This window comes from Streptosporangium sp. NPDC049046, from assembly GCF_040649155.1.
Classification (GTDB): domain Bacteria; phylum Actinomycetota; class Actinomycetes; order Streptosporangiales; family Streptosporangiaceae; genus Streptosporangium.
Genome location: NZ_JBEZEZ010000022.1, coordinates 135,268 through 149,958, shown reverse-complemented (window position 1 = coordinate 149,958; position 14,691 = coordinate 135,268). Strand labels below are relative to the sequence as shown.

Sequence of the window (14,691 nt, the reverse complement as noted above, 5' to 3'; positions counted from 1 at the left end):
CCGCTACGACAAGCTCGCCGCCCACTACCGATCAGCCGTGACCATCGCCTGTCTACTGCTCTGGCTCAGGTGATCCACAAAACAGGACCTAGCGGCCCTACTCAGCGTCCTGTGCCTCGATCAGGTCGAGGTCGCGGACGCAGAAGCCGTGGTGCTCAAAGGTCTCGTTGAGCACCGTGCCCAGGCACTGGCGCACCGAGCGGCCCCGCGCGTACGGCGGCCAGACGTCGTCGTCGGGCACCGGCGCTCGCGCCGCGAGCCGCTCAGCGGTGACCTCGTCGAGCCAGGCCTCGAGCTCGGCGGCCTGTGCGTCACGCACGCTCACGATCTCGTCGAGGGCCGGATCGAGCGAGAGGTCAAGCCCGTGCGCCTCACGGTAGGGCTCCACGGTCGGCCCGATGCCCATCGGTGTGAACAGCTCCGTGGAGCCCAGGCAGCAGCGGCGGAACCACGAGTCGTGGACGAAGACCAAGTGGCGCATCGTCTGCACCGCCGACCACTCGTCGTTGACGCTGCGGCGCTCGATGCCGGGCGTGCGGCGGATCCGCTCGATCGTGGCGGCCCAGGCGGCACGGAGCTGACGCGATGCCTCGCGCAGATCGGCGGGGTCCTCGGAGCGGATCAGCACCCGCACCGGATGACGCCGGTCGAGCTCTGCCTCGACGTACTCAGTGACCTCGACGCCGTTTACCACGAGGTTGGTGATGAGCCCGTCGATCACGGCATCCTGCATGACGACGCCGATCAGGCGTGCCCCGGTTAGGTCGCACTCGCGGAACTCCGCACCGTGCAGATCCTCTTCGACGTACCGCTTCATGTTCATGCTCCGGATGATAGGTCCGAGCACCGACAAGCCTCTGTCAGCATGCGCAGGTCACGGCGTGGAGGGGGCGGTGAGGGGTCAGCGGGCTTGGTGACGAGGTCGACGGGCGTTTCCACGGCGAAGCCTTAGCGGGTCCAGTATTCGATGCCCCCGATCATTTCCTTCACCGCGTAGCCGAGCTTGGTGTTCTTCAGTCCTGTTCGTCGGTTGCGGAACCTGGCCGACCTACCTGTGTCACCAGTTTCCGCGGTGCCAGCAGGCAGTAGCTCTCGGTGAGTAGCTCGCTTATCTCTCCCCAGTCCGCGGTGTCCTCGATGATCATGCCTACTACCTGGGGGTGCCAGCGCGGCTTGTAGAACGGGAGTCCGCTGTTGGACAGTGCGTGTAATTCTTCGCCCGCGGCGCGGAAGGTGAGGACGGTGGCGTCGCCGACCAGTGGGGCTTCGCGGCTGTGCAGAGGTGGGTAGTCGTCGGTGATGCAGAGCACGTGCGCGAACGTCTTCGTGCGGATCCGCCAGCGTCTTCCCACCCAGGCTTGTTGTTCGTGGACCTCGGGGAGTACGAGGCAGATCGTGCGCAGCCGATCGAGGATGTGGGCTGGGACGTCGGGGCTGTCAGACATGGTCTGCCGCCTTGATCACCTCGTCGAGCACGTCCCGCGAGTTGGCCAGTTCGACCATCATCCGATCGATGCGGTCCCGTTCCGCGACGAGGTCGTCGACCAGTTGCGGCGCGGCGATTTGTGACGGGCCGCCGTCGGTGTCCCACATGCATGGGAGCAGCTGGGCGATCTTCTTGCTGTGCAGTCCGGCTGCGAACAGCTCCTGGATGCGGATCACTCGGTCTACTGCCTGCTCTGGGTAGTCCCGCTGGCCTCCCTGAGTGCGGTCGGCCGCCAGGAGGTCCTGCTGCTCGTAGTAGCGCAGTGATCGCTCGCTCACCCCGGTGCGGCGTGCCAGTTCGCCGATTCGCATCACACCTCCTCGGGCTTGAACCTGACATTGATGTTAGCTCTACCGTGGCGGCATGATCTTCGACTACAGCCCCATCACTGAGCGGCCTCCCATCCAGTGGCCTGGCGGCGCCAAGGTCGCCGTCTACGTCGGTCTCAACGTCGAGCACTTTCACCTCGACAAGCCGTCCACCAGCATCTGGTCTGGCACAGCCGACCTGGTGCCGGACGCACTCAACTTGAGCTTCCACCCGCAGGACGGACACCTCCTCGCCACCGCCGCCGACGACGAGACGGTGCGGCTATGGGACACCGCCACCGGCCAGCCCGTCGGCGACCCCCTTACCGGACACACCGGCCCCGTCTGGGCGGTGGCCTTCCACCCTGCGGCAAGCTGAACGCTCCCCGTGCGAAGCTGGCCAGGCGCGCCGATGCCGGGCGGCAGATCGGGGCGCGGTGGATTCCAGACGCAGACGACCTTCCGTAGCCGTGTCCGGCGTGTTCATCTAACGGTCGTTTGACGAACGTCGGCGAAAGTACGTCCGGGGTGCCGCCGCGCCTGGTCCGAGCGTTCATTTTGCCGTTCATTTTCCGGTGCGGTTCATCTACCTCATGCAGGGCGTTTGATGAACGGAAGACGGTCACCGTGGCGCTCATCGGCCTGGTCCGGGTCAGCACCGACAAGCAGAAGACCCAACGCCAGCACGACGCCATCGACCCGATTTACCTGAAGGTCTTCGAGGAGAAGGCCAGCGGCAAGACCGGCCCGCGCTGCTGAACACGCTGTCCTACATCCGTTATGGGGACATGCTGTGCGTCCAGGAGGTCGACCGCCTCGGCCGCAACCTCCTCGAAGGGCTCATCGCCCTCAACAACCTGTTCCAGCGCGGCATCGCGGTTAAGGTGCTGAAGCGAATCGCGGCCGGCAAGCACACCGAGCGCTCCCTGATTCTCAATCTGGCCCTGTCCGAGGACCGGCGCCGCGACATCGTCCGCAAAACCAAGGACGGCTTGGAGGCGGCCCGCCGCCGCAATCGGGTCAGCGGCCGCTGGCCCGTGGTTGACGACGACAAACGCGCCGCCATCCGCACCATCGCCGCTGGCGTCAAGGTCTCCATCGGCGTCGTCCACAAGACCCTCCCAGACACCAAGGATTCGCAGGCCGCCCCAGCAACCAGCCGGATCGGAACGGCCAGTGGCGGTAAGCCGCGCCCCGACGCCTCGCTAACGCCACTGACCGTTCCATTACTGCTCGCCCCCCGCCGGTGAGAAGGATGCTCTCGTACCGCCGCGCCGACTCAGGCGCCGGGTGAGTGACCGGTGTTCAGGCTGAGCGCGATCTGCACCTGGCGGACCAGTGCCGTGACCAGCCGTTCAGGCGAAGATCGAATGATCATGCATCTGATGCCCGCCTTCACCTCCCGGTCGGTGAGCGGCCGACGCCGAAGGGCCGTCCAGCGGTCGGGAAGGAGGTCATGGACGATGCGCCACTCGGAGAAGGTCTGCTCAAGCGCGGCGCGCTGGCGCTCCTCGGACGCACTCACGACAACGGCGACCTGCGCTGCTCCTCTCATCGCGATCACCTCGGCACGTTCCGGTACGGGTGAGACGAGCGATTGAGGACGGAAGCGAGGGCCAGGCCGTCGTGGTGCTGCCCTGCAGCGCGGGATCGGCGCCCGATCACGATGTCACCCGCCCTGCCGCCTCCCGGGCGATGGCCTCGTGCCGATCGACCTCGGCCCGCAGCTCGTCGAGGGTGTCGGCGTCGACCGTACGGTCCGCACCCACGTCCGTCTCGGCGTCGGTGAACGGAAGGACGCGGGACGCCCACAGCCGTCCCTTGTCACTGAGAATCACCCGCCAGCCGGGAATGGTCGATTTGGGGTTAGTAGTTCTAGCATCTTCCATGGATCGGACCTCCGCAGTCCGCTCTAGGACCCGTCCGGACGTGTGCAGCGTCGGACGGGTCCGCCTTATGGGATGGGAAAGACCTAAATGGTGCATTACGACTGGTCAACGAATAGTGCTACCCTTATCGAAGGACGAGAGTAGTCTTCTGTCAATAGAGATGGCACTATTCGTTGAGATCGGAGCTGCCGAGGCGGAGTCGGCCTTGTTCGGCGACCGAGGTGAGGAGTCGTATGAGCATCGGATACCGCGAGTTGGCCCACGTGCTGCGCACTCGCATCGAAGACGGCACATATCCACAGGACACAACCGGCACCTTGCCCAAGCATCAGGAACTCGCGGACGAGTTCACCGTCAACGTCAAGACGATCCGCCAAGCGGTCCGCCTCCTCGAAGCCGAAGGGCTCGTCACGGTGGTACGGCGCAGGGGGACGGTGATTCGCCGTCAGCCCGCGATGAAACGACTGGGCGCGGAGCGCTACGCCAAGAGCAAGTGGAAGTTCGGTCTCGTGGCTTTCGCAGCGGACAGGGAAGCCTCAGGACGCGCCTGGGCGCCCGGTGATCAGAGCAATCGTGTTCGTCTGGTGGAGGCGGATCCCGAAGTCGCCGCCGCGCTCGGACTGCCCGTCGGAGCACCCGTTTACGAGCGAGCACGCCTGGTGAGAGAAGAGGGCGTACCCACACACGCTCTTACCAGCTTCTATCGCCCTGATCACGTGGAAGGCACTCCTCTGGTCAACCCCGCTCCGGGACCCGCAGGCCACGGCGGCGGCTTCGCGGTGCTGACCATTCAGGGTTTCGAGCCGGACGCCATCACCGAGTCTCTTCACGCTCGCATGCCGACACCTGAGGAGGTGCGAGAACTACAGCTTCCCGTAGGCGAACCTGTGGTGGTGCTCAGGCGCATGACCACCACGCGGGACGGACAGGTCGTGGAATTCGCTCGCGGTGTCCATGCGGCCACGCGCTTCGAATGGTCTTACAACTTCAAGATCCCAGAATAGGCCGGAAATGGAATCTCTGTCTGAAAACATTCTGGAAGATCTCGAAATCCTGTGGGATTACCACAACATGCACCACGAACCACGGCATTCCGATATCGGGATCGGCCTGGGGAGCCACGACATAGGAGTGGCCGTCTTCGCCGCCGAACTCTTCGGGAAGGGATTTTTCCCACGCATTGTCTTTACCGGCGCCAACGCGCCGACGACGATCGAGCGATTCCCTCGCGGCGAAGCGGTTCACTATCGGGAAGAGGCCGTCAGGCTGGGCGTTCCCGTAGACAGGATCCTTGTCGAGACGAGAGCGACCAACACGGGACAGAACATCGAGTTCACCCGTACGCTGCTTGCGGATCACGGCATAGGCGTCTCGTCCGTCACTCTTGTCTCGCGCCCCTACCAGCAGAGACGAGCGTACGCGACCTGCAAGAAGCTGTGGCCCGAGGTGGAGGTCACGTGCGCGTCCGCATCCTTGCCGCTGGCGGATTACATCGGCGCGATCGGGGACGCCGATCGGGTCGCCAATATGATCGTCGGCGACACTCAGCGCATCAGCAAGTATGCCGAACTGGGGTTTGCCATACCGCAAGAAATGTCTGACGAAGTACGAAGCGCGTACGATCGTCTTGTCGTGGCAGGCTACACGAGCAGGCTGACACCGAGCCGATCATAAGGGAACCGCCGGGGACGTGTATGTTGAGAAATCAGAGCACATAACGCTCTATAAAATGTCTTTTAATCGTATTCGTAATGCAGCGCTCGCCCCTGACGCATCGCAAGCGATGATCGCCGCGGCCATGAAGGAGTAGCCATGTCCTCTGATCTGCTCGGCGCTGAGTTCCGCAAGTCCAGCTACAGCAACAGCGGCGACGCATGCGTCGAGGTGGCGACGAACCTGCCGGGCCTTGTCGCCGTCCGCGACAGCAAGGACCCGTCCGGCCCCGCGCTCACCTTCACTCCGAAGGCATGGCGCGACTTCCTCGCGGGCGTCCGCGACGGCGATTTCTGACTCGCCCCCGTACGGCGGACACGACCGCAGACGTACGAGGTTTTCTACCACCACAGCGCGACAAAGGACATTCATGAGCCCCATACCCCCGCAGGCCGTCGTTCTCGTCACCGGGATCCAGGCCGCAGGGAAGTCGACCGTCGCACAGATGCTGGCCGAGCGGTTGCCGCGTTCGGTGCACGTCCGGGGCGACCTGTTCCGCCGCATGGTGGTCAACGGCCGGGCCGACATGACGCCCGACCCGTCCGCCGAGGCGGTGCGGCAACTGCGGTTGCGGTACCGGCTGACGGCGGCCACCTGCGACGCGTACGCCGAGGACGGGTTCACGGTGGTCGCCCAGGATGTCGTCCTCGGCGACCACCTCGCCGAGATGACCGGGCTCATCCGGCGGCGACCGTTGTTCGTCGTCGTGCTCGCCCCGCGCCCCGAGGCCGTCGCCGCCCGCGAGGCGGCCCGGGGCAAGGAGGCCTACGACCGGTGGACCATCGACCTCCTCGACGAGGGCCTGCGTACCACGACCCCCCGCCTCGGCCTCTGGCTCGACACCTCCGACCAGACCCCCGAGGAGACCGTGGACGAGATCGTCGAACGGGCGGGGGCCGAGGCCGAGGTTCGGTGATCGGTCAGACGCTCCACCCACGGTGGTCGGTCAGACGTTCCCCCCACGGTGATCGGGCGGACCCTCCACCCACGGTGGTCGGTCGGGCCCTCCACCCGCAAGGTCGCGGCGTGGGGAGGCGTCACGGTTTTCTTCGGGGGCCGTGGAGTGGCTCCCCGGCTTCGAGGCGTTCGACGTAGTCGGCGATCCTGCGTGCCCTGGTCTCGGCCTTCCTCGCTTTCTCGACGGTGAGCAGGATCTGGTAGCCGTTGCTTCTGCTGAGGGCGGCGAAGGCGGCCGCCGCGGTGGGAGAGGCGTCGAGCGCCGCCCGCAGGTCGGGTGGGACCTCGGCCGTGCTCGCCGGGGCGTAGGCCGCGGCCCAGCGGCCGTCGGCCTTGGCGAGCTCGATCTGTTCGAGCCCGGCCGCTCGCATCCGGCCCGCCGCGACGAGCTTCTCGACCTTGGCACAGTTGATCTTCGACCACGAGCTGCGGGCCCTGCGCGGGGAGAAGCGCTGGGCCCACCAGCCGTCCGGCGAGTTTCCGGAGAATGCCTTGCCGTCGATCCAGCCGTAGCACAGGGCCACGTCCAGGGCCTGGGACCTGGTGACCGAGGGCACCGGCGTCCCCTTCTTCGGCAGGGCGACCCAGACCTCGTCCGCGGTCCGGTGGTTCGCCTCCAGCCAGGTGGCGAACTCCTCGACCGAGGCGAAGCGCAGGTTCTCGTCCGTCATCGAACACCCTCGACGTGCAGACCTCCGGCCTTGACCTCGGTGGATCGGCTCAGCTGTTCGGCGGCGGCCTTGACCCGCTCCAGGGTCTTGTGGATGCCGTCGCGCAGCTCTTCGGTGTGCCCTTCGTAGCCGCCGAGCGCCAGGTTGGCGAAGGACGCGGTGCGCTTGCGCTGCCCGGCGCTCTGCCCGGAGACGTCCCACCGCTCGGTGAGAAGGGTGCCGCCGCCGTCCTGCTCCAGCCGGTAGCTCCAGCGCACGCCGTTGGTGGCGGTACGGAACGCGAAGGACTTGCCCGGCTCCGCCTGCTCGACCTCGTTGGTGGTGACCCAGGTGACCCAGCCGCGGCGGTTGATCCCGACGAAGCGTGCGCCGACCCCGCGCCTGCCGCCGATCCAGAAGCATCGACGGCATTCGGGACTCCACTGTCCCATCCGCGTCACGTCGCTGATGAGGTCCCACACCACGTGCGGATCGGCGTCGATCCAGATCGACACCTCCTCGGGCTCGTAGCCCTCGGGAAGCCCGTTCGCGGCGGCCTTCGCCTTGAGCCTGGCCTCGGCCTTGGCCGCCGCCGGTGCGCGCCGGGCCCCGTCGCGCCGGGCGCGGCGCAGTTCGGCCAGGTAGGGATAGTGGTCCACCTGCATGGTGTGCCGCTTGGACGTCACGTAGCGCTTGGCGAGCCTCTCCTTGTACTGGTCGATCTCCCGGCGCATCCGCTCGGGCGAGGGCAGCGCGGCGCTGCCGTCCAGCAGGTCGGCCACCCAGTGGGACTGCGCCTCGGACAGCACCGTGGTCGCGCCCAGGGGCTGGAAGAGGCCGATGAAGTACAGGCCGGGGTGGTTGGGGTCGACCACGCGGTGGAACAGGGAGACGTCGTTGTCGGTGGGGGCGATCACGCTCTCGTCCAGGAACGGGAAGTTGATCTTGTACCCGGTGCTGTAGATGACCGCGTCGATCACCTCGCTGCTGCCGTCGACGAAGTGCACCGTGTCACCGTCGAAACGGGCGATGTTCGGCTTCACGGTGATGTCGCCGTGGCCGAGGCGGGGCAGCAGGGACTCGGAGACGGTCGGGTGGGAGTTGAACAGCTTGTGGCCCGGCTCCGGCAGCCCGTAGTCGGTGACCTTGCCGACCGTGAGGCGCAGCAGGCCCGCCATGATCCACCGCTGCATCTCCCTCGGCAGCACCGTGGTGAGGAAGGGGCTGATGAGGTCGTCGCTGGGCTTGCCGAACATGAACTTGGGGAAGACGTATCCCCCGCGGCGCATCGCCATGAAGGTGCGCTCGGAGACGGTGGAGGTCTCCACCGCGATGTCCGACGCCGAGTTGCCGAGGCCGAGCACGAGCACCCGCTTGCCGGCGTACTCGTCGGGGACCTTGTAGTAGTGCGAATGGGTCTGGATGCCCGTGAAGGTGTCCGCGCCGGGGAAGGCCGGCTCGGGGTAGCGGGGGGTCGAGTGGTGTCCGTTCGCCACCACCACCGCCCGGTAGTGGCGGGTGGTCTCGGCGCCGGTGTCGCGGTTGCGCGCGGTCACGTGCCAGCCGCCGCCCTCGGCCGGTTCGACGCGGGTGACCTCGGTACGGAAGATGATCGCGTCACGGAAGCCGAAGTGGTCGACGAAATCGTCGAAGTAGCGCGCCATCTGGTAGTGGGTGGGATAGGCCGGATAGTGGTCCGGCATGGGGTAGCTGCGGTACTCCGTCAGGTGTCGGGAGGTGTTGATGTGCAGCGACCGGTAGCCCGAGGACAGGCCGTTGTCGTTGAGATAGCGCCAGTTGCCCCCGATTTCGGAGCCGGCCTCGTAACAGTCGAAGGCGATACCGCGCTCGTGCAGGACCTGACAGGTGGCGATACCTGATGATCCCGCTCCGATAATACAGACGTCCTCCATGATTCCCTTCCTTCTTGGGATCGGTTTCCCGGTCGCACCCACCTCACCGTGCCGCTGCGAAACACGAGGCCATATCCCCGGATTTCGCGTCACCCTTTCACTCAACCGTCCACGGCGTTTACGTTTACCTGCGATCAGGTTATGCCGGTAACACCTTTCGGACAACGGACACCCCATAAGGGTTGCTTATTGAATAACGGAACAACCTCTTATTGGACTCGCGACGCCCCTGCTCATCACGGGTGGCGAATTAAGGTCACCACGGAGCCTGATCGATGCGAGAGAGACCCCTTATTACGACGTCATTGCCCGCCCGCGACCGCGGACGTAGCCTCGTGATCGGAACATCATCCATCACCTATCCGGCGCCGGGAAAATCTCCCCTCACCGAGACGGCCCCTGCGTCGCAGAAAGGAAAAACGATGTCCGTCACTTATCCCGAGGCGAAACTGGACGTGCGTTACAGCGAGCCGGGGGTGGAGCCCACGTCGTGGCAGGAGACCCTGGGCGTGCTGGAGACGGCCGAGCTTTTCTGGCTGACGACCGTCCGCGTCGACGGCCGCCCCCACGTGACCCCGGTGGTCGCGGTGTGGCACGACGACGCCATGTACTTCACCACCGCTTCGATCGAGCAGAAGATGCGCAACCTTGAGCACAGCGGAAAGGTCGCGCTGACGACGGGGAACAACCTCTGGACCAAGGGACTCGACATCGTCGTCGAGGGCACGGCCACCGAGATCACCGCCCCCGAGGCTCTGCCGGGGATCGTCGACGCCTTCGACGCGAAGTACGGCGCGCACAACAGCTGGAGCCTGGAGCTCATCGACGATGTCGCCCAGGTCGCGGGCCACCCCGCGATCGTGTTCCGCGTCGAGCCGGCCAAGGTGCTCGCGTTCGGAAAGGAACCGCACGCGCAGACCGGCTACCGCTTCACCGTCTCCCCGGCCTGACGGCGACCGCTACGCGTCCGAACGCCGGCGCCCACGGCGTGATCCCGGCCTCTCACAGAACGTCGGCGAGCACCGGAGGCCGGCAAGCCCGGCATCTCACGGGAGGCCGACACACCCGGCGTCTCACCGGAGGCCGGACGCCCCGCGTCTCACAGGACGTCCGCGAGCGCGGCGTCGAAATCGACGTGCCGGAACGTGAAGCCCGCCTCGCACAGGACCCGCGGAACCGCGCGCAGGCTGATGAGCGCCAGCTCGTCGGCCGATTCCCCGAGCACGGCACGCACCACCGCCTTCGGTACCGGCAGATACACGGGCCGATGGAGTGCCCGGCCCAGCGCCTTGGTGAACTCGCCGTTGGTCACGGGTTCCGGCGCGCACAGATTGACCGGTCCAGAGATGTCCGGGTTCTCCAGGAGGAAGCGGATGGCGGCGACCTCGTCCGGCAGGCTGATCCACGCCACGTACTGCCTGCCGTCGCCGAGTCGCCCGCCCACTCCGAGCCGGATCGGCGGCCTGAGCAGGCTGAGCAGGCCGCCGTCGGACGACAGTACGAGGCCGGTGCGCAGCAGCACGACCCGGCTGCCCGCGTCGCGCGCCACCGTGGTCGCGGCCTCCCAGTCGACGACCATCTCGGCGAGGAAGCCGCGGCCCAGGCCCGACGTCTCGTCGGCGACGTCGTCTCCGGTGTTGCCGTAGAAGCTCAGGCTGGACGCGTTGAGCAGGGTGGGGATGCCGTACTCGGCGACGGCTTCGGCGAGCGTCCTGGCAGGCTCGATGCGGCTGGCACGGATGCGTCGCTTCCGCTCCGCGTTCCAGCGCCCCTGGACCGACGAGCCACACAGGTTGATCACGGCGTCGACGCCGTCGAACGCGTCTCGCGGAATCGTGCCGGACGGTGGATCCCATCGGTGCTCGTCCTGCGCCGCTGGTTCGCGTCGTACGAGTCTGCGCACCTTGTGGCCCGCTTCGCGAAGCTCGGAAACGATTGCCCTGCCGATAAGACCGGTTGATCCCGCGACGACGATCAGCATATGAACCACATTACTTCGCCCGCATTGTCGCGCGTCAATACGGCACCGAGACCGACAGCGGGGGCGATAACCTGATCCATATGGATGAGCGCGACGGAGTGGAAATCATCGCCTTCTCGGACGCCGAGGCGTTCGAGAGCTGGCTTGCCGAGAATCACACACGCCACGAGGGCCTGTGGGTCAAATTGGCCAAGAAGAAAACGGGTATTCCAACGGTCACTTCCGACGAGCTGGTCGATGTCGGATTGTGCTACGGCTGGATATCCGGGCAGCGACTGTCTCTCGACGAGCGGTACTACCTGCAGAAGTACGTGCCGCGCCGCCCCAGGAGCCTGTGGTCGCAGGTGAACGTCGACAAGGTCGCGATGCTGACCGCCGAGGGACGGATGCGCGAGCCCGGCCTCGCCGAGGTGCGCAAGGCGCAGGAGGACGGGCGGTGGGCGGTGGCGTACGAGTCACAGAAGACCGCGACGGTGCCCCCCGATCTCGCGGCGGCGCTGGACGCGGATCCGGATGCCAGGAAGGCGTTCGAGGCGCTCGACAAGACCGGGCGTTACCTGGTGATCCTGCCGTTGCTCCAGGCGCTCACACCGGAGAACAGGAAGGTCCGTCTCGACAAAATCCTCGAAACTCTCGCAAAGAGCGAAAAATCGCGATAAATAATCGTTATCGCCCCTGGTCGCCGTCCGAATCCGTTCACCTCTCGCCGATATTCGGGGAGCGGGAAATCACCGGATCCGTCCCGCCCTTGAGCGACACGCCCCCTCCGGGAGTGACCCCCTCTGTCACTCCCGGACCCCGCGGTGACCCGACCGGATCGCGGTGGCGCTACTCGGACTCCCGCAGGGAGTGGGTCACGTCGCTGTGGTAGTCGGTGTAGGTGTACGGATTGTCGAGGAGGGTGGTCTGGGGGACGTCGGGGTTCATGCCCTGCCGCCACGCCTCCTCTCCCATCGTCGTCCGCAGGTGGTCGACGGTCCGCTCGACCTGCTGGCGGGCGGCGGCCAGGTCGATGCCGAGCAGGCGGTGCTCGTGCTTCACGACGCGGCCGTCGACGAGGACGGTGTGCACGTCGCCGCGCTGCGCCTGGAACGCGATGTGGCCGTAGGGGTTGAGCATCGGGAACGAGACCGGTGAGTGCTCGTTCTTGATCAGGACGATGTCGGCCTTGCGGCCCACCTCCAGGGCACCGAGCTCGTCGTCGCGGCCGAGGGCGCGCGCACCGCCTCGGGTGGCCCAGTCCACGACCTGGTCGGCACGCAGGTTGCAGTGCGTGACGGTGTCCCCCTTGGCGTGGGCCTCCATGTGCTCGCGGGAACGGTCGGCGCCGAGCGTGGTGCGCATCGCGGAGAAGAGATCGCCGCTCCACCAGACGCTGGTGTCCATCGAGAGCGAGACCGGGATGCCGTGCGCCCGGATGGCCCAGGTGGGCGGATAGCCCTGGCCCGCGCTCTGCTCGCTCTCGGTGGAGATCGAGATGGAGCCGCCGGTGGCCGCGATGCGGTGGTAGGAGTCCGCGGAGAGCGAGGCGGCGTGGACGTACACCGTCTCGGCCCCCATGAAGCCGTGGTCGTACATGAGCCGGATGCCGTCGTCGCTGGTGGCGCCCCACACGCCGGCGTGGGTGGTGACCGCGACGCCGAGTTCGCGGGCGACCTCGAAGGCGGGCCGCTCGGGGAAGGACGGGTCGCCGGTGACGTCGAAGGCGAGCTGGAAGCCGAGCATGTCGTCCCCGGTGATCCGCCGCCGGACGAAGTCCCGGAACTCCGGCGCGGCGGTCCATTCGGCCGGCGCCTGCTGGATGTTGCCGTACGCCAGGACGAACCGGCCGGGCACCGAGCGCAGCGCGTCCACGGCGGCGTCGGCGTGGTCCACCGTCTGCAGGCCGTGTGACCAGTCGACGACGGTCGTGACGCCCGCGTCGATCGCCTCGATCGCGGCCAGCACGTTGCCGGCGTGGACGTCCTCGGGCCTGAAGAGTTTGCCGTGTTCGAGGTAGTACCAGATGAAGTACTGGGTCAGGGTCCAGTCGGCGCCGTAGCCGCGCATCGCGGTCTGCCACATGTGCCGGTGGGTGTCGATCATTCCGGGCATCACGATGCCGTCGGTCGCGTCGATCTCGGCGGTGCCCTCGGGGACGGACAGCTCGGGCCCGACGGCCGCGATCCGGTCGCCGACGACGAGGACGTCGGTGCCGGTGAGAACCCGGCGCCCGTCGTCCATCGGCAGCACCGTGCCTCCGCGCAGCACCACCGGCCGGCCTGGCTCGAACCGAATCCGCTCGCTCATGACCAGAACTCCTTACCGCACATACCAGATCACCTGACCGGACGTGTGTCCGTCTTACGGTCAATATGTTTCTCCGTACTGTCGTACCTCACGCTGCGGCTGTCAACAGATCGTTTCCGTGCGCGGCTCGCTTGACGGATGACGTAAATTGGCCAGAATCGAGTTAGCGGACATATGTCCATTGAGCGGACCAACGAGAGGGGTTGGGTGTCAGTGAGCGCTGCGTCGCCGGACGAGAGCACCGGCGGGCCGTCGGAGACACCGTCGGCGGCGCCGTCGGGTCCGCTGTCGGGGGTGCTGGTCGCGGACTTCTCGCGGGTGCTGGCCGGGCCGTACGCCACCATGCTGCTCGCCGACCTGGGCGCCGAGGTGGTGAAGGTCGAGGGCCCCGGTGGCGACGACACGCGCTCGTGGACGCCACCGGTACGCGGTGACGTGTCCACCTACTACCTGGGCGTGAACCGCGGCAAACGTTCGATCGCACTGAACCTGCGCGACGAGACCGACGCCGGGCTCGCCCGCGAGCTGGCCCGCAGGGCGGACGTGGTGGTGGAGAACTTCAAGCCCGGCGGGCTCGCCAAGTACGGCCTCGACTACGACAGCGTCCGCGCGGCCAACCCGGGCGTGATCTACGGCTCGATCAGCGGCTTCGGCTCCGGCGAGGGACGCCACGTGCCCGGATACGACCTGATGGTGCAGGCGATCTCCGGCCTGATGAGCCTCACCGGGGACCCGGACGGGCCGCCCTACCGCGCGGGGATCTCCGTGTTCGACGTGATGGCCGGCAACCACGCGGTGATCGGCATCCTCGCCGCGCTGCGCCACCGGGACGCGACCGGCCAGGGACAGCACGTCGAGGTGAACCTCCTGTCGTCGGCGCTGACCGGGCTGGTCAACCACAGCTCCGCCTACGTCGCCGGCGGGGAGATCCCCTTCAGGATGGGCAACGCCCACCCCAGCGTGTTCCCGTACGAGCCGCTGCCGACCGCCGACAACGACCTGATCGTCACCGCCGCCAACGACGGCCAGTTCCGCAGGCTGTGCGAGGTCCTGGGCATCCCGGAGATCGCCGACGACCCCCGGTTCGCCCGCAACGCCGACCGCACCGAACGCCGTGACGAACTACGTCCGATCCTCGTCGAGCGACTCGCCGCGCGGGGCGCGGTCGAGTGGTTCGACCTGCTGGTGGAGGCCGGGGTGCCCAGCGGCCCGATCAACACCATCGACGGCGGGTTCGCGATGGCCGAGCGCTTCGGGCTCGACCCGATCGTGGAGGTCGGCGAGGACGATCGGGCGGTGCCGACGACGCGGCATCCCATAAGGTTCTCGCGGACCCCGGCCGGCTACCGGCTGCCGCCGCCCGAACTGGACGAGCACGGCGCTGAGCTGCGTGAATGGCTCGCGAAGGAGAGCGACCGTGACTGAGCCCGACGAGTCGCGCGAGACGTTCTCGACGGAGGACGACCGTGACCGCACCGGACGAGCACGGCACCGAACCACGCGAG

General features: G+C 66.9%; 19 protein-coding genes and 1 pseudogene. 11 read left to right on the top strand and 9 right to left on the bottom strand.

The features are described from left to right. Nucleotides 1-97 precede the first annotated feature (97 nt). The 3 genes from AB0B96_RS28695 to AB0B96_RS28685 all read right to left on the bottom strand — a co-directional run bounded on the left by AB0B96_RS28695 (nt 98) and on the right by AB0B96_RS28685 (nt 1,797). A complete protein-coding gene (locus AB0B96_RS28695; RefSeq protein ID WP_350942295.1) occupies nt 98-823 on the bottom strand; it encodes a DinB family protein in 726 nt (241 codons plus the stop codon). A 190-nt stretch (nt 824-1,013) separates the two neighbouring features. After that, on the bottom strand, nt 1,014-1,445 hold the full coding sequence (locus AB0B96_RS28690) for an MmcQ/YjbR family DNA-binding protein (RefSeq protein ID WP_362903514.1): 432 nt from the start codon (nt 1,443-1,445) through the stop codon (nt 1,014-1,016). Continuing rightward, the gene (locus AB0B96_RS28685) at nt 1,438-1,797 is read right to left on the bottom strand and encodes a MerR family transcriptional regulator (RefSeq protein WP_362903512.1); all 360 of its coding nucleotides are present in this window, start codon (nt 1,795-1,797) and stop codon (nt 1,438-1,440) included. Before AB0B96_RS28685 ends, AB0B96_RS28690 begins: the two co-directional genes overlap by 8 nt. A 52-nt stretch (nt 1,798-1,849) precedes the next feature. On the opposite strand from AB0B96_RS28685, the gene AB0B96_RS28680 reads away from it, so the two are divergent. From AB0B96_RS28680 to AB0B96_RS28670, 3 genes are all read left to right on the top strand, one after another. Next, nucleotides 1,850-2,173, top strand: coding sequence for a hypothetical protein (locus AB0B96_RS28680; protein WP_362903510.1), 324 nt, complete (start codon nt 1,850-1,852; stop codon nt 2,171-2,173). Nucleotides 2,174-2,421: 248 nt separating this feature from the next. Then, the gene (locus tag AB0B96_RS28675) at nt 2,422-2,553 is read left to right on the top strand and encodes a hypothetical protein (RefSeq protein ID WP_350943576.1); all 132 of its coding nucleotides are present in this window, start codon (nt 2,422-2,424) and stop codon (nt 2,551-2,553) included. Continuing rightward, nucleotides 2,547-3,044: a recombinase family protein gene (locus tag AB0B96_RS28670; protein ID WP_350943535.1), complete on the top strand. Its 498-nt coding sequence runs from the start codon at nt 2,547-2,549 to the stop codon at nt 3,042-3,044. Before AB0B96_RS28675 ends, AB0B96_RS28670 begins: the two co-directional genes overlap by 7 nt. A 29-nt stretch (nt 3,045-3,073) precedes the next feature. On the opposite strand, the gene AB0B96_RS28665 is transcribed toward AB0B96_RS28670, so the two are convergent. Further along, nucleotides 3,074-3,349, bottom strand: a complete 276-nt coding sequence (locus AB0B96_RS28665) for a hypothetical protein (protein WP_350942290.1) — start codon at nt 3,347-3,349, stop codon at nt 3,074-3,076. 106 nt (nt 3,350-3,455) lie between these two features. Then, nucleotides 3,456-3,683 (bottom strand): hypothetical protein, encoded by a 228-nt coding sequence (locus tag AB0B96_RS28660; RefSeq protein WP_362903507.1) that lies wholly within the window; start codon nt 3,681-3,683, stop codon nt 3,456-3,458. 233 nt (nt 3,684-3,916) lie between these two features. On the opposite strand from AB0B96_RS28660, the gene AB0B96_RS28655 reads away from it, so the two are divergent. The 5 genes and pseudogenes from AB0B96_RS28655 to AB0B96_RS28635 all read left to right on the top strand — a co-directional run bounded on the left by AB0B96_RS28655 (nt 3,917) and on the right by AB0B96_RS28635 (nt 6,312). After that, nucleotides 3,917-4,687, top strand: coding sequence for a GntR family transcriptional regulator (locus tag AB0B96_RS28655; protein ID WP_350942286.1), 771 nt, complete (start codon nt 3,917-3,919; stop codon nt 4,685-4,687). A gap of 7 nt (nt 4,688-4,694) precedes the next feature. Further along, on the top strand, nt 4,695-5,357 hold the full coding sequence (locus AB0B96_RS28650) for a YdcF family protein (protein WP_362903505.1): 663 nt from the start codon (nt 4,695-4,697) through the stop codon (nt 5,355-5,357). 13 nt (nt 5,358-5,370) lie between these two features. Next, nucleotides 5,371-5,493 (top strand): annotated as a pseudogene (locus tag AB0B96_RS28645) (hypothetical protein); the annotation flags it as partial. A 2-nt stretch (nt 5,494-5,495) separates the two neighbouring features. Further along, complete coding sequence (locus AB0B96_RS28640) at nt 5,496-5,693, top strand: DUF397 domain-containing protein (RefSeq protein WP_350942283.1); 198 nt, start codon at nt 5,496-5,498, stop codon at nt 5,691-5,693. 73 nt (nt 5,694-5,766) lie between these two features. Further along, nucleotides 5,767-6,312 (top strand): AAA family ATPase, encoded by a 546-nt coding sequence (locus tag AB0B96_RS28635; protein WP_362903503.1) that lies wholly within the window; start codon nt 5,767-5,769, stop codon nt 6,310-6,312. Nucleotides 6,313-6,433: 121 nt separating this feature from the next. Here AB0B96_RS28635 and AB0B96_RS28630 read toward each other — a convergent pair whose 3' ends face one another. Then, nucleotides 6,434-7,024: a YdeI/OmpD-associated family protein gene (locus AB0B96_RS28630; RefSeq protein WP_362903501.1), complete on the bottom strand. Its 591-nt coding sequence runs from the start codon at nt 7,022-7,024 to the stop codon at nt 6,434-6,436. After that, nucleotides 7,021-8,916: an NAD(P)-binding domain-containing protein gene (locus tag AB0B96_RS28625; protein WP_362903499.1), complete on the bottom strand. Its 1,896-nt coding sequence runs from the start codon at nt 8,914-8,916 to the stop codon at nt 7,021-7,023. Before AB0B96_RS28625 ends, AB0B96_RS28630 begins: the two co-directional genes overlap by 4 nt. Nucleotides 8,917-9,338: 422 nt before the next feature. On the opposite strand from AB0B96_RS28625, the gene AB0B96_RS28620 reads away from it, so the two are divergent. Then, a complete protein-coding gene (locus AB0B96_RS28620) occupies nt 9,339-9,866 on the top strand; it encodes a pyridoxamine 5'-phosphate oxidase family protein (protein ID WP_350942276.1) in 528 nt (175 codons plus the stop codon). A gap of 149 nt (nt 9,867-10,015) precedes the next feature. On the opposite strand, the gene AB0B96_RS28615 is transcribed toward AB0B96_RS28620, so the two are convergent. Continuing rightward, nucleotides 10,016-10,897 (bottom strand): TIGR01777 family oxidoreductase, encoded by an 882-nt coding sequence (locus tag AB0B96_RS28615; protein WP_362903496.1) that lies wholly within the window; start codon nt 10,895-10,897, stop codon nt 10,016-10,018. Between the two features lie 80 nt (nt 10,898-10,977). On the opposite strand from AB0B96_RS28615, the gene AB0B96_RS28610 reads away from it, so the two are divergent. Further along, the gene (locus AB0B96_RS28610) at nt 10,978-11,556 is read left to right on the top strand and encodes a YdeI/OmpD-associated family protein (protein ID WP_362903494.1); all 579 of its coding nucleotides are present in this window, start codon (nt 10,978-10,980) and stop codon (nt 11,554-11,556) included. Nucleotides 11,557-11,725: 169 nt separating this feature from the next. Here the strand turns inward: AB0B96_RS28610 and AB0B96_RS28605 are convergent, their stop codons facing one another. Then, nucleotides 11,726-13,186 (bottom strand): amidohydrolase family protein, encoded by a 1,461-nt coding sequence (locus AB0B96_RS28605; protein WP_362903492.1) that lies wholly within the window; start codon nt 13,184-13,186, stop codon nt 11,726-11,728. A gap of 213 nt (nt 13,187-13,399) precedes the next feature. Between AB0B96_RS28605 and AB0B96_RS28600 the strand changes: the two genes are divergently transcribed. Then, the gene (locus AB0B96_RS28600; protein WP_362903490.1) at nt 13,400-14,611 is read left to right on the top strand and encodes a CoA transferase; all 1,212 of its coding nucleotides are present in this window, start codon (nt 13,400-13,402) and stop codon (nt 14,609-14,611) included. The last annotated feature ends 80 nt before the right edge of the window (nt 14,612-14,691 follow it).

Excerpts from the sequence above, each read along its gene's own strand:
- AB0B96_RS28665 (WP_350942290.1), bottom strand. The coding sequence starts at position 3,349 with ATGAGAGGAGCAGCGCAGGTCGCCGTTGTCGTGAGTGCGTCCGAGGAG.
- AB0B96_RS28630 (WP_362903501.1), bottom strand. The coding sequence starts at position 7,024 with ATGACGGACGAGAACCTGCGCTTCGCCTCGGTCGAGGAGTTCGCCACC.
- AB0B96_RS28605 (WP_362903492.1), bottom strand. The coding sequence starts at position 13,186 with ATGAGCGAGCGGATTCGGTTCGAGCCAGGCCGGCCGGTGGTGCTGCGC.
- AB0B96_RS28680 (WP_362903510.1), top strand. The coding sequence starts at position 1,850 with ATGATCTTCGACTACAGCCCCATCACTGAGCGGCCTCCCATCCAGTGG.
- AB0B96_RS28660 (WP_362903507.1), bottom strand. The coding sequence starts at position 3,683 with ATGGAAGATGCTAGAACTACTAACCCCAAATCGACCATTCCCGGCTGG.
- AB0B96_RS28640 (WP_350942283.1), top strand. The coding sequence starts at position 5,496 with ATGTCCTCTGATCTGCTCGGCGCTGAGTTCCGCAAGTCCAGCTACAGC.
- AB0B96_RS28635 (WP_362903503.1), top strand. The coding sequence starts at position 5,767 with ATGAGCCCCATACCCCCGCAGGCCGTCGTTCTCGTCACCGGGATCCAG.
- AB0B96_RS28620 (WP_350942276.1), top strand. The coding sequence starts at position 9,339 with ATGTCCGTCACTTATCCCGAGGCGAAACTGGACGTGCGTTACAGCGAG.
- AB0B96_RS28655 (WP_350942286.1), top strand. The coding sequence starts at position 3,917 with ATGAGCATCGGATACCGCGAGTTGGCCCACGTGCTGCGCACTCGCATC.
- AB0B96_RS28685 (WP_362903512.1), bottom strand. The coding sequence starts at position 1,797 with ATGCGAATCGGCGAACTGGCACGCCGCACCGGGGTGAGCGAGCGATCA.
- AB0B96_RS28625 (WP_362903499.1), bottom strand. The coding sequence starts at position 8,916 with ATGGAGGACGTCTGTATTATCGGAGCGGGATCATCAGGTATCGCCACC.
- AB0B96_RS28695 (WP_350942295.1), bottom strand. The coding sequence starts at position 823 with ATGAACATGAAGCGGTACGTCGAAGAGGATCTGCACGGTGCGGAGTTC.
- AB0B96_RS28610 (WP_362903494.1), top strand. The coding sequence starts at position 10,978 with ATGGATGAGCGCGACGGAGTGGAAATCATCGCCTTCTCGGACGCCGAG.
- AB0B96_RS28690 (WP_362903514.1), bottom strand. The coding sequence starts at position 1,445 with ATGTCTGACAGCCCCGACGTCCCAGCCCACATCCTCGATCGGCTGCGC.
- AB0B96_RS28615 (WP_362903496.1), bottom strand. The coding sequence starts at position 10,897 with ATGCTGATCGTCGTCGCGGGATCAACCGGTCTTATCGGCAGGGCAATC.
- AB0B96_RS28650 (WP_362903505.1), top strand. The coding sequence starts at position 4,695 with ATGGAATCTCTGTCTGAAAACATTCTGGAAGATCTCGAAATCCTGTGG.